10 protein-coding genes are annotated in these 13,036 nt (G+C 60.5%); 2 read left to right on the forward strand and 8 right to left on the reverse strand.

Features of this window, described 5'->3' with window-relative positions:
* The first annotated feature begins 241 nt into the window (after nucleotides 1–241).
* Complete coding sequence (gene xerC / locus ACIPZE_RS01640) at nucleotides 242–1,132, forward strand: tyrosine recombinase XerC (protein ID WP_400771029.1); 891 nt, start codon at nucleotides 242–244, stop codon at nucleotides 1,130–1,132.
* On the opposite strand, the gene ACIPZE_RS01645 is transcribed toward xerC, so the two are convergent.
* The 6 genes from ACIPZE_RS01645 to ACIPZE_RS01670 all read right to left on the reverse strand — a co-directional run bounded on the left by ACIPZE_RS01645 (nucleotide 1,133) and on the right by ACIPZE_RS01670 (nucleotide 8,879).
* Nucleotides 1,133–2,191, reverse strand: coding sequence for an ABC transporter ATP-binding protein (locus tag ACIPZE_RS01645; RefSeq protein ID WP_400770781.1), 1,059 nt, complete (start codon nucleotides 2,189–2,191; stop codon nucleotides 1,133–1,135). It lies immediately after the preceding gene.
* Nucleotides 2,188–3,783 (reverse strand): ABC transporter permease, encoded by a 1,596-nt coding sequence (locus ACIPZE_RS01650; RefSeq protein WP_400771032.1) that lies wholly within the window; start codon nucleotides 3,781–3,783, stop codon nucleotides 2,188–2,190. The genes ACIPZE_RS01645 and ACIPZE_RS01650 overlap by 4 nt, the downstream gene beginning before the upstream one ends.
* Nucleotides 3,784–3,786: 3 nt before the next feature.
* A complete protein-coding gene (locus tag ACIPZE_RS01655; RefSeq protein ID WP_129393889.1) occupies nucleotides 3,787–4,800 on the reverse strand; it encodes an iron ABC transporter substrate-binding protein in 1,014 nt (337 codons plus the stop codon).
* Nucleotides 4,801–5,012: 212 nt separating this feature from the next.
* Complete coding sequence (locus ACIPZE_RS01660; protein ID WP_400770784.1) at nucleotides 5,013–6,530, reverse strand: ArnT family glycosyltransferase; 1,518 nt, start codon at nucleotides 6,528–6,530, stop codon at nucleotides 5,013–5,015.
* On the reverse strand, nucleotides 6,527–8,242 hold the full coding sequence (gene arnT / locus ACIPZE_RS01665; RefSeq protein ID WP_400770787.1) for a lipid IV(A) 4-amino-4-deoxy-L-arabinosyltransferase: 1,716 nt from the start codon (nucleotides 8,240–8,242) through the stop codon (nucleotides 6,527–6,529). The genes ACIPZE_RS01660 and arnT overlap by 4 nt, the downstream gene beginning before the upstream one ends.
* 55 nt (nucleotides 8,243–8,297) lie before the next feature.
* A complete protein-coding gene (locus tag ACIPZE_RS01670; protein ID WP_400770790.1) occupies nucleotides 8,298–8,879 on the reverse strand; it encodes a histidine phosphatase family protein in 582 nt (193 codons plus the stop codon).
* Nucleotides 8,880–9,293: 414 nt separating this feature from the next.
* On the opposite strand from ACIPZE_RS01670, the gene ACIPZE_RS01675 reads away from it, so the two are divergent.
* On the forward strand, nucleotides 9,294–10,598 hold the full coding sequence (locus tag ACIPZE_RS01675) for a HAMP domain-containing sensor histidine kinase (protein ID WP_129393883.1): 1,305 nt from the start codon (nucleotides 9,294–9,296) through the stop codon (nucleotides 10,596–10,598).
* Here the strand turns inward: ACIPZE_RS01675 and ACIPZE_RS01680 are convergent.
* Both ACIPZE_RS01680 and ACIPZE_RS01685 read right to left on the reverse strand, forming a co-directional pair.
* On the reverse strand, nucleotides 10,556–11,107 hold the full coding sequence (locus tag ACIPZE_RS01680; protein WP_129393881.1) for a membrane integrity-associated transporter subunit PqiC: 552 nt from the start codon (nucleotides 11,105–11,107) through the stop codon (nucleotides 10,556–10,558). The two genes, ACIPZE_RS01675 and ACIPZE_RS01680, sit on opposite strands and share 43 nt — an antisense overlap.
* Before the next feature lie 16 nt (nucleotides 11,108–11,123).
* Nucleotides 11,124–12,779, reverse strand: a complete 1,656-nt coding sequence (locus tag ACIPZE_RS01685; RefSeq protein ID WP_400770794.1) for an intermembrane transport protein PqiB — start codon at nucleotides 12,777–12,779, stop codon at nucleotides 11,124–11,126.
* Between the last annotated feature and the right edge of the window lie 257 nt (nucleotides 12,780–13,036).

Here is a 13,036-nt window from a genome sequence, read left to right on the forward strand (position 1 = left end):
CCCGTTTTTGTGAAAGGAACATGAAAAACCGGTCGGCGAATCGTTTATCTGAAACTCATACAGCCGCTGTTCAGACTTCTACCGTTTATCGTCATTTTTAGTAGAAAAGTCCTACAGAAGTGTTCCCCTTAGACGGGGAATGTTGCAGTTGTTAGTTGGTGTGTTGAATTGTTTTTACTCAAGGCCTTTACGTTTGATTGACTTGCCCGCTGTTCCGTTGGAAACCCGCCAAACCAATCCGATGACCGTGTATCTGGCACGCCTGGCACCTTCCAGCCAGCTGACCATGCGTTACGTTTTGCAGGACGCTGCCGATCGCCTCGGCTTTGCCGAGATGAATGTCGAAGATATTCCCTGGCACGCGTTACAACCTGAAGATGTTGTCGCGCTGGTGGCCGCTTTACGCGAAGACAACTACGCGCCGAACACTTCTTCGCTGTATGTCAATGCCATACGCGGTGTAATGAATGAAGCCTGGCGCATGAGCCTGATCAGCCAGGATCATCTTTTGAAGATGCGTTCGGTAAAAGGCATTGCCGGTACGCGACTGTCGCAGGGGCGCAATCTCAAGCGCACCTTGATTCACGAACTGATGGAAGTCTGCGCCGCCGACCCGCGCCCGCAGGGCCTGCGCGACGCGGCAGTGATCGCACTGTTGTATGGCACCGGCATGCGCAAGTCGGAATCAGTGGATCTGGATTTGAATCAGGTCGATTTCCGCGAACGCAGCCTGACCGTCACCGGCAAGGGCAACAAGCAACTGATCAAATATGCACCGACGTGGGCGTTCGACAAGCTCAATAAATGGCTGGAGTTCCGCCGCGAGCAGCTCAAGGACGGCGAGAGCGACGATGCCTTTCTGTTCAACCGCATCCGCCGTGGCAGCCACATCACCCGTGAGCGCATCACCAAGCACGCGATCTACTACATCGCGCGCCAACGTGGCACCCAGGTCGGGGTGAAGATCATGCCGCACGATTTCCGTCGCTCGTTCATCACCCGGGTGATCGAGGAGCACGATCTGTCGATTGCGCAGAAGCTCGCCCACCACAGCAATATCCAGACCACCGCCAACTACGATGTGCGCGATGACAACGAGCGGCGGCGTGCGGTGGATCGCTTCGATCTCTGATCAGAGCGCGGCGAACACGTGGGCTGCACCGAGCACCGACAATTGCACCGCGCTGCCGGCGGGTGGCGCGTGCATGCCAGAGCTGCGCACCAGTAGCGAACGGCCCGGCGCATGACTGGCGGGGGAGCGCAGTTCGACCGTCAGCGTGCAGGTGTTGCCGGCGAAATCACGTTCGGTGACCACTGCATCGCAGCTCGGAGCGCCAATGACGGTGCCGCCGACCTGCAATTGTTCCGGTCGCAGCATGATTTGCGCATCGCCAATGAAGCCATTGCTGTTGACTGGCACCGGGCCGAGATCGCAGTGCGCCCAACCGGATTCGATGCGCGCCGGCATCACCACGGCTTCACCGAGAAAGTGCGCGGTCTGCTCATCTTCCGGATAACGATAGAGATCCATCGGATGCCCGGACTGCACCAGGCGACCGCCGCGCATCACCGCCAACTGGTCGGCAAATGACAGTGCTTCGCCCTGATCGTGGGTGACCAGGATGGTCGTCACGCCAGCATCCGCCAACAGTCGCGCGACCATTTTGCGCATGGCGCTGCGCAGGCCGGTATCGAGCGCGGAGAACGGTTCGTCGAGCAGCATCAGGCGTGGTTGTTGGGCCAGCGCGCGCGCCAGTGAAACCCTTTGCTGCTGGCCACCGGACAACTCATGCGGCCAGCGCTGGGCCATGTTGGCGTCCAGCGCGACGCTGTCCATCAGTTGCGCGATGCGCTCGTGTCGCGCCGTGCCGGTGAGGGCCAGACCGAAGCCGATGTTGGCGCTCACGGTCATGTGCGGGAACAGCGCGCCGTCCTGCGGCACGTAGCCGATCTGGCGTTGATAAGCCGGAACCGCGTGGCTGCTGTCGACCAGTACCTGACCGTTAAGAGTCAGGCTGCCGGCGTCGGGGAATTCGAAACCGGCGATCATCCGCAACAGCGTGGTTTTACCGGAACCCGAAGGGCCGACAATCACCGTGCGGCTGCCGGTCGGTACGGACAGGCAGATGTCATCCAGCGCTTTCTGCGCGCCAAAGGCTTTGCTCAGGGAGATCAGTTCAAGTGCGTTCATCGGCCCGCGGTGCGCCTGGATTGGTGGTAGAGGATGGCCGTCAGTGGCAGCGATAACAGCACCATCAGCAGTGCGTAAGGCGCCGCAGCGGCGTAATCGATTTCGCTGGTCATGGCCCAGAATCCGGTCGCGAGGGTGCGCGTGCCGTTGGGCGCGAGCAGCAGGGTCGCGGTCAGTTCATTGGTAATCGCCAGAAACACCAGTGCTGCGCCGGCTGCCGCACCCGGTGCGGCGAGGCGCAGGGTGATCAGCCACAAGGCACGCAACGGTGAGCGGCCGAGGCTTTGCGCGATGTTTTCCAGCTCCACCGGCGCTTGGGCAAAACCGGCGCGCAGGCTGACCAGTGCGCGCGGCAGGAACATCAGCAAGTAGGCCAGCAACACGGTGATGGTGGTCTGGTAGATCGGTCGGGCGAAATGGATGGTCACGGTCACCAGCGCCAATGCGACGACAATCCCCGGCAACGAACTGGTGATGTAGTTGCAGCCTTCCAGCAAACGTTGCAGTTTGCCGGGCGCACGGATCGACAGCCAGGCAATCGGTATCGCCGCCAGACTGGTCAACAGCGCTCCGGCCACGCCGAACGACAGGGTTTGCAACAGCGCGGGTAATAACTCGCCGCCGCCCCAGACCTCCACACCTCCGGCGATCAACCAACGCCCCAAGGTCAGCAACGGTACGCCGAGAGCGAGCAGGCACGTCAGCACTTGCAGGCCCAGCCCGAGCGCTTTGGCGCCGCGACTCATCAACACGGTGCGTTGTTCGCGCGCACTGCCGGAACCCACGCGGGCGTAACGCGCCTTGCCACGGGCGGCGGATTCGACCGTGAGCATCGCCAGACAGCACAGGGCCAGAACGCCGGCGAGCATGTTGGCTGCCGGGCCGTTGAAGGTCGATTTGAACTGATCGAAAATCGCCGTGGTGAACGTATCGAAACGGATCATCGCGTAGAGGCCGTACTCGGCCAGCAGATGCAAACCCACCAGCAGCGCACCGCCACAAATCGCCAGGCGCAACTGCGGCAGCACCACGCGGAAAAACACCGCCCAAGGCTTGAGGCCGAGGGATTCGGCAACGTCTTCTATCGCTGGATCGAGTCGCCGCAAGGTCGCCGCAACCGGCAGATAAAGGAACGGGAAATAGGCGATCACTGACACCAGCACTCCGGCCGGCAATCCATGGATCGATGGGATCAGGCTGACCCACGCATAGCTGTGCACGAACGCCGGTACCGCCAACGGCGCCACTGCAAGCAATGACCACAGGCGCCGGCCGGGCAGGTTGCTGCGCTCGGTCAGCCACGCCAGCGTCGTGCCGAGCACAATGCACAAGGGCAGGGTGATCAACACCAGCAGCACCGTGTTGATCAGCAGTTCGGCGACGCGTGGACGAAACACCAGGGCTTCGATTGTCGCCCAGCCTGTCGCCCACGACACGCCGATCACAAACGCAATCGGCAGCAACGACAACAGTGAAACCGTGATCGCCAAGGCAACCACCCACGATCCCCCGCGACCAGTGAGGGCGCGGGTTTTCAGTGGCAGGTGAGCGGAAGACGCCGCAGCGATTTCCGCCGGTAAAGGTTCCGGGATCACTTACAGGATTCCCGCCTGGGTCATCAGCTCGACGGCTTTCTTGCTGTCGAGTTTCGACGCATCGACTTTTGGCGCATCGAGCTCCTTCAACGGCGTCAGTTTCGAATTGGAAGGCGCGTCTTTGCCCACCGCGTACTCAAACGAGGTGCCGCTATGGAGGATTTCCTGGCCTTCCTTGCCGGTGATGTATTTGACGAACTTCTGCGCGTCTTCCTGGTGTTTGCTGGAGGCCAGCACGCCGGCGCCGGAGGTACTGACGAACGCGCCCGGGTCCTGATGTTTGAAATAGTAGAGCTTGGTGTTCTGGCTGTTTTCGCCGGTCTTGGACTGATCGACGAAGCTGTAATAGTGATAGATCACGCCGCTGTCGATCTGGCCGGCGTTGACTGCTTTGAGCACGGCGCTGTTGCCGCGATACACGGTGGCATTGGTTTTCATGCCTTTGAGCCAGTCGAGCGTGGCGGCTTCGCCTTTTTGCTCCAGCACCGCAGCGACGATGGCCTGAAAATCAGCACCGGCCGGGGAGGCGGCCCAGCGACCTTTCCAGTCCGGTTTGGCCAGGTCGAGCAGGGATTTCGGCAGGTCTTTTTCGGCAAGTTTCGCCGGGTTGTAGACGAATACCGTGGAGCGCGCAGCGATGCCGATCCACTGGCCGTGGGCCGGACGGTACGCCGCATCGACTTGTTCCAGCGTGGCGGGCGCGATCGGCGCGAACAATTTGGCGTTGTCGACCAGCACCATCGCCGGGGAGTTTTCGGTGAGGAACACATCCGCCGGAGAGGCCGCGCCTTCCTGTACCAGTTGATTGCCCATTTCGGTGTCATCGCCATTGCGAATGGTCACCGGAATGCCGGTCTCTTCGGTAAAGCCGGCGACCCAGGCCTTGGTCAGGCTTTCATGCTGCGCGTTGTAAACCAATAGACCGACGCCGTCGGCGGCGTAGGCCTGGCTGGCAGCGAGCAGGGCGGTGGCCAGCAACGCGCGTTTCAGGAAAGACGGAAACTGTGGATTCATGACGACAACGCTCCTGTTTTTTTTGACGTTATGGGCAGGCACTCGCGAGCGGACTTCAATGCGAATGATTTGCATATGTTGAGTCGCAGGCAATGTAGAGAGGCAAATGAGAAAAAAACGTCAAACAGACCGTTAATACATGTCATTTTCATTCAGATTAGCAGCGACTTGAAAACGCACGATTGCCGTGCGTCATTCAACGTCATGAGATTTCAGGAGGGATTGGGCAGGTAGGCGACGCTCTGGTCCTCGCGGCCATGGAAAAATTGCTCGCCGCGTGTCGGCGTGGTGGTGATGATCCGGTGGTCGGCGCCGAGATAACCGAGCGGCACCGGCTCGCCCTGGCGGTACTGCGCAACGAAGATGGTGCGTTGCGGATTCCATTGCTGACCGCTGCTGCGTTCAAGCCAGGCGATCAGCGCGGCACTGTCGCCGTTGCGCGGATAGTCTGCGGTTTGCGCCACGTAATAGAACGGCGCTCCGCCGGTTTGCAGGTACATTGGCACTTTGTTGTCGACCTCGACCATGACCATGCGCCACTGATCGAGCGGCGCCTGCTGGCTGGCCTGTTCGCGCACGGTTTCGCCGAAACGGATCACGCCGCCACCGCTGTTGGTCCACGGGTAGAGCACGCCAAGTACGCCCACCAGCACCGCAGTGGCAATGCCGAAACCGATGTTCAATCCACGACCTTCGACGTTGCGCGCCGCCATGCGCCGGGTGATCCACCAGGCGCCGAGCAGTTGCGCGAACGGCACCAAGGGCAGCACGTAATAGCTGCGACGGCTGCCGCTGGCGGTGAAGAAGATCATCAGCAGCGCCAGCCCCTGAATCAGCCAGCGGGTGTCCGGCTCGATCTGCCGCCAATGCCGCAGCGCCACCCACAATGCAATCAACCAGCAGGGTGCCCAAGGCAAGGTGTAGACCGGCAGATAGATAAGGTAGGTGTAGATCGGCCCGATGTTGTCGAACGGCTGGAAAAACCGCACGACGTTTTCCCGCAGTACCAGACCCAGGCCACTTTCGCCGTAGTTCGGCGCGCCATACAGATGCGAGAGCAGGAACGGCGCCATGTAGAACGTGCCGGCAATCAGCAACGCTGCGGCCAGACGCAGATTCAGGTGCAGCTTCCAGCGCTTTTCGCTCAGCAGATGCGGCAGCAGCACCAGTCCCGGCAGAATGAAGCCGATCAAGCCCTTGAACAGCGAGGTCAGCGCCAGCAAGCCGAAAAACACCACGTATCGCCAGAGTTTTGTATCGTCCGGCCCGCGCCAGTACCACCATACGGCAGCGAGCACGCCGCACACGGTGAGGATGTCGGCGGTGGCGACGCGCGCCCAGAACACGAAATAGAACGTGGTGGCCAGCATCCATCCGGCAATCAGCCCGGTGCCTTTGCGAAACAGCTGCTCACCCAGCAGGTACACCAGCCAGACACTCAACCACGCCGCGACAACCGATGACAAACGCAGTGACCAAGGCCCGAGGCTGCCGGTCAGCCAGGCGCTGGCGGTAATCAGCCAATACGACAGCAGCGGTTTGTCGTAGTACGGCCCGCCCTTGAGATACGGATCGAAATAGTCGCCGCTTTGCAGCATCTGCAGGGCGATGTTGGCCCAGCGGGTTTCCGCGCCCCACAGCTCACGACTGCCGAGGCCGAAGAGCAGCATCAGCGCCGTGGCCGCGAGCAGCATCCATAAAGCCTTGCGGTCATTGGCCGTTGCGGTCATGGCTGGCTCTTGGCGAAGATGTAGATTTGCAGATTGCCGCGCTGGTAGTGCTTGCCATCCGCCGGCAACAGGCCGATTTCCTGTTCATCCTGGGTGCTGTTGACGCGCATCACCACCGCCACCGAGCCTTTTTTGCGTGCTTGCGTCATCCATTCGCCGACGTCGGCCAGGCTGACCTTGCGCGACGCCATGGCCGGGTCTTCGAGACCGTATTTAAGTTCGCCGACGGTGTTGAGCAGGTCGACTTGCGGTCGCTGCAAACGCCACGACAGCGCCGACGCCGCGCCCAGGTCATTACTCAACAGTGACGCCGTTTCACTCAATGCCGGCTGATGTTCGGCAATAAACTGGTCAGGCATTTTGCTGTCGACGATCAGCGCGGGCATCGCCGCCGGCAGTAGCGCGATCAACAGGCCGATGCCCAGCGCCGGCATCGCCCACAGTGTCAGCGGACGCATGATCTGCAGGGCGTTGGCGATGATCCAGCCGATCAGCACGATAAACACCAGCGACAGGCTGAACATTTCGCTGTGGGTGTAGATCTCTTTGCTGGTTTGCAGATAGATCAGCGCAATCAGGGCAACACTCGCCAGTGCAGTGTTGATTACCCCATTGAGGCGCAGGATCCGGCTGTCGCGCTGCTGCAGCCAGTGCACCACGTTGTGCCCCATGAGCAAGGCCAAGGGCAGCAGACACGGCATGAGGTAAGTCGGCAACTTGCCGCTGCTCAGGCTGAAAAACGCTAATGGCAGGAGGAACCACAACGCGAGGAACGCGATTTTCGGCTGGCGTTTTTCGCGCCAGGTACGGATCAACGTCGATGGCAACAACATGGCCCACGGCAGCGTCGCGGCGAACAGCAACGGCAGGTAAAACCACCATGGCCGCGCGTGCTGGGCATCATCGCCGGCAGCAAAACGGCGGATGTGTTCATGCCAGAAGAAGAATCGCCAGAAATCCGGTTCGCGCGCCTGCACGGCCAACGCCCAAGGCACGCTGACGAGTGCCGCGACCAGCACCGCCACCAGCCCGTAACGCAGTAATTCAGCGAAGCGGCGTTGCCAGATCATGTAAGGCAGCGCGATCAGCACCGGCAGGAGCAGGGCGAGAAAACCCTTGGTCATCAGGCCCATCCCGCAGGCGGCGCCCAACAACGCCCAACTGCCGAGGCGCGCCTTTACGCTGCGGCTATCAATGGCAAACCACACCGCGACCAGACTCAGATTGACCCACAAGGTGAACTGCGGATCGAGGTTGGCGTAGCCCGCCTGACCGGCGATCAGGCCAAAACTCATGTACAGCAATGCGCAGGCAGCGCTGATGCGCGGGCTGTTCCACAAACGCCGCGCCAGCACATAGGCCAGCCAGACGCTGGCGCCGCTGCTCAATGCCGAGGCGATGCGTACCCCGAACAGGTTGTCACCGAAAATCGCCTGACCGATGGCGATCATCCAGTAACCGGCAATCGGCTTCTCGAAGTAGCGAATGCCCATGAAATGCGGTGCGACCCAGTTGCCGCTGAGGAGCATTTCCTGGCTGATCTGACCGTAGCGGGTTTCGTCGGGGATCCACAAGCCGTGGCTCATCAGTGGCAGCAGATAAAACAGCACGAAGGCGAAGATCAGCCCGGGAATCGCCCAGCGCTCAACCATCGAGGGGGCTTGTGATAAATGTCGGACAGCGTGGCGCAACGGTTTGTTATCAGACGTCATGACTGGACCTTGGCGCGGATAAAGTATGTGGGGCGAAAGTTCGGATGTTTGCGGGTTACTGGGCACTTGTTGTTTGCCAGAACGGGGTATTTACAATGCCCAGGACGCTAAGTTTCTGCTGATGGTTAATTCGCACCAGTAATACGCTGCCGTATTCGGCGGCAATTGCATGAGGAAAACCGCTCTGTTTTTCGAAGTCGCTGATACAACCGCTGTGGGTGACCAGAATCAGATTGTGCTGCGGTGTCTTGTTCGCGACGATTTCATCGCGCAGCGTCGGCCCGCAGGTGGCCAGCCAATCCTCAGTGCCGGCGTCGTGACCGAACATCGAGTGCGCGGTTTGTGCTGTCCGCGTCAACGGGCTGCTCAATACTTGCGTCTGCTGCATGCCGAGACGCACAAAGCCCTGACCGACGGCTGCTGCCGCGAGACTGCCCGCTTGGGTGATGCCGTCAGCCGGGCCGAGGCAAGTGTTGCTCGAGCGATCGCAGCGTTCGGTATGGCGGACCAATGCGACGATTTCGCCCGCTTGCCACGCCTTGACCCACTCGGCGGTGGTGGCGCGATCGGCGTGATCGAGGTCGACCGGCGAGCGTGGCCACCAGACAAAACCGCTGACCAGGATCGCTACAAACACAACGCAAGCAAGCGCGATCAACAGGCGCAGGCGCGGAGTACGCGGCGACTTTGATGTTGTTTCAGATTGAAATAATTGCGCCACAATATTGCCCCTTCTAACTCCTGATGTTTCATTCAGTGCAACGCAAGGCTCAGGCAGCGAGCAACTTTACGACTACTTGGTTGAATGCTGGCTGAACACTACGTTCGGGGTCGTAGGGGCGCGGTGAATAACATGTGAAAATATTGCGCAAAGTTGAAGCGCCTAACTAAAACGACTATTTGATAAATAAACTCAAACGCTGTTTTTGTTTGGCGCAGGTCTTAACAACGCGCAGGGGTTGCGGCGAAGCTCGGTTGTGGCGGACAACGGCGTTGCGCTGGTCTATTGTTGCCCTCACGCCAGACAACCCGATAGGAGCCGACTGAACGAATGGATCTCAAGCACAGCCTGACGACGCGGATCGTGATCGTGTTCGCCCTGATGAGTGCCTTCGTCGCCGGGGTATTTGCGTTGGGGATCGTCGCCACCGTGCATGTGGTCGAGCGAAAATTGACTACCACCACGTTGAGCGGTGGCCTGCACCGGCTGCTGGCGATGGAAGACATCAGCCACTGGAGCCACAAACCGGAAAAGAGCGAGTTGTTTTTCGCTGAAGGCGCCAAGCCCCCGCTGACGTTGACCACGCAATTGGCGGCGCTGCCACTGGGCTTTCAGGAGATCAAGTTCCACGGCGAAGACTTCTACGCGATGGTCGAATCGGTGGCCGGGCGCAAGTACGTGCTGCTGCGTGACCAAGGCAGCCTCGAACAGCGTGAACACTTGTTGTTCATCGTGGTGATTGTCGGTTTCATCCTCAGCATTCTTTTGGCGATTGTGCTCGGCCGGTTGCTGGCGCGCCGAGTGATGGCGCCGGTGATCCGCCTGGCGCGACAGGTGCGCCACCGCGATCAGCTGATCGAACTGGCGCCACCCCTGCACCCGGATTACGCCGCTGATGAAGTCGGCGAACTGGCGTTGTCGTTCGATCAGACCCTAGGTCGCCTGCAAGCCACCCTGAGCCGCGAAAAACTCTTCACCAGCGACGTCAGCCATGAACTGCGCACACCGCTGATGGTGCTCGGCAGCTCTTGCGAACTGCTGCTGGCCAACCCGTCACTGGATGCGCGTTCAACGGCGCAGGTCAATCGCATTGCCCGCGCCAGCAGTGAAATGCGCCAGTTGGTTGAAACCTTCCTGATGCTCGCGCGAAAGCCTGATGAAGTCTCCGTGCAGTCAGCGGTAACGCTCAAGGAAGTGGCGGATGCTCAAGTAGAAGTCTGGGGGCGGTTGATCCGCGAAAAAGGCCTGGAGTTTATCTACGTTGAGCAGTTGGCCTGCACGACGCGCTACAACCTGACGTTCTTGCAGTCGGTGCTGGGCAATCTGTTGCGCAACGCCTGGCACTACACCGACCACGGCTTCGTTCGCTTGACCCTGCGTGACGACAGTTTTGTGGTCGAGGACAGTGGCATCGGCATTCCCGAGGAGCAACACCACGCGATGTTTCAGCCCTTCGTGCGCGGCGATGAACAACGTGGGGAAGGGCTTGGTCTCGGACTGTCGCTGGTGCAGCGAATCTGCAACCAGCAACAGTGGCGGGTACAACTGACGACCCGCGAGCCCAACGGTTGTATTTTTACCGTGACCCTGGCTCAGGAGGAGGGCGGGCAAGCGCGCGGATTACCGGCGGCCTGACTGATCAGCGCCGCGAGGCGTTTGACGTTGTTCTGCTGAGCCGTCACCAGTTCATCGATGCTCGGCCCCGACGGGGTCTGCAAGGTCGAACGGCACGTGACCAGTTCGCTGTCGGTATCGCCCAGCGGGCGCAGCCGCCATTTCGCATCGATCAGCGCGTACTGGCCGGGAATCGAGTCGAAGCGCTGGACGTCGATGCGCACCGAGACGTTGCCGCGACCGCTGCTGTTATTCAATTGATCGGTCAACGCACTGCGTAGTTCATCCGCCAGACTCGCGCCCCACCATTGGGTTTCAAGAATCGCCAGGCCACTGTTGCCCTGGCGAATGACGATTTGCGGGCGGTCGACCTGCGGCGGCACGCTGATGCCTTCAATCGGGATTTGCACCCCGGCGCGGGTGCTGCCCAGTTGCACCGGGGTCAGCGTGTGAAAGCTGATCGGGTCGCTGCGGCAGGCGCCCAGCAACATGAACGCAGCGAGCACGGTGATCTTCAGCGGTAAAGCCATGGGGTAGCTCCTGTGCTCAATTGCGTGGCGGTCCTTTCAGGTCCAGTGGCGCCGCGTTGTCTGGCCGGCCGCGAATCAGCGATTCCGGATGGCGACCGAGGTAATCCGACAGTTCCCGTAGCGAGCGCGACATGCGCCCGAGTTCGTCGAGGGTCTCGGTGAGCTTCTCGCGCTGCGGTGAATCTTCGGCCAGGGTCGAACTGGCGGACTGCAAGGTCTTGCTGACATCGGCGAGGGTGTTCTGCACGCCCGGCAAGGTCTTCGCGTTGAACTGAGCGAGGCCTTTGCGCAGTTCGACCAGATTGCTGTCGAGATTGCTGGCGATGCGGTCCACCGGCAGCTTGTTGAGTTTGTCGACCACCGCCTCGAGTTTCTCCTGCAACTGTTCGAGGCTGCCCGGCACGGTCGGAATGACCACTGGCCGAGCGGTCGGGTCGAAAGCGACTTTCTCGGCTTTCGGGAAAAAATCCAGGGCGACGTACAACTGCCCGGTCAGCAGGTTGCCACTGCGGGCCTGGGCGCGCAGACCGTTGTCGATGAAGGTGCCGATCAGGCGAATGCCGGCGGCTTCGTCATTGGGATCATGTTTGAACGCCGTGAGCATCTTGCCGTACGCCATACCGAGCCGCTGCGGATAAATGACGATGCCGACATTGAGCGGGAAGCTGCGTTTTTTTGCGTCGAAATCCAGATTGATCGCCACCACGCGGCCGATTTCCATGCCGAGGAATTCCACCGGTGCATCAACTTTCAACCCACGCAGCGATTGATCGAAACGCAGACTGAGGTATTGCGCCTTGCCGTTGGGCGGGGCGAGGGCGGTGGTCTGGTCAGCGAACAGGTCAAAGTCCTTGTCATCGGCGGCGGCAACGTCGTTGGGGCTGTAATCCGGGGCGCGGAAGGCGATGCCACCGATCAGTAACGTCGAGAGCGATTCGGTCTTCACCGCAAAACCGTTGGCGCCGACGTTGACGTCGATGCCGCTGGCGTTCCAGAAACGGGTGTTTTCCGTGACGAAGGCATCGTTCGGCGAATGGATGAACACTTCGATATTCACGCCTTTACCGTCCGGATCAAGGGCGTAGGTGACGACCTGGCCGACCGGAATCTTGCGATAGTAGACCGGCGAGCCGATGTCCAGCGAACCGAGGTCCGAGGCATGCAACATGAAGCGCTTGCCGGGTTCGCCGTAAGTGATCGGTGGCGGGTTTTCGAGGCCGTTGAAGTGTTTCGCGCGGCCATTCGCCTGGCCGATGTCCGCGCCAATGTAGTCACCGGAGAGCAGGGTGTCGATACCGGAAACGCCACCAGCACCGATGCGCGGGCGCACAACCCAGAACTGCGAGTCTTCGCGGGTAAAGGTTTCTGCCTGCTTGGCCAGTTTGATCGTCGCGTTGACGCTTTTCTGGTCGTCGCTCAACTCAACGTCGGTGACCTGGCCCACCACGACGTTGCGGTATTTGACCTCGGTCTTGTTCGCCGTCAGACCGCTGCCGGTCTTGAACGTGACAACGATGGTCGGGCCTTCCTGGAGGATGTTGTGCACCACCAGCGAAATACCCACCAGCACGGCAATGATCGGCACGATCCACACGAGCGAAATGCCGAAACGGCGGGTTTTGACGGGGGCTTGGCCTGGTGCTTGCGGCTCGTCGGTGGCTGACGACTTCATCCATGTCCTCCTCGATTGATTGGGCACTGAGCGTCAGGAACGCAAAAGCACCTCATCAATATAGAAGTGCTTGGCGATAGAGCAAATCCGTATAGCGCATGCACCCCGATTTCCCTGTATTGATCGTTCCCACGCGGAGCGTTGATCGTTCCCACGCTCCGCGTGGGAATGCAGCCCGTGACGCTCCGCGTCACTGGACGCAGAGCGTCCCTTGAGGCGTTCCCACGCGGAGCGTGGGAACGATCAGATTGGGCAGG

Origin of the sequence: Pseudomonas sp. NPDC089741 (assembly GCF_044748825.1) — a bacterium.
GTDB lineage: Bacteria > Pseudomonadota > Gammaproteobacteria > Pseudomonadales > Pseudomonadaceae > Aquipseudomonas > Aquipseudomonas helmanticensis.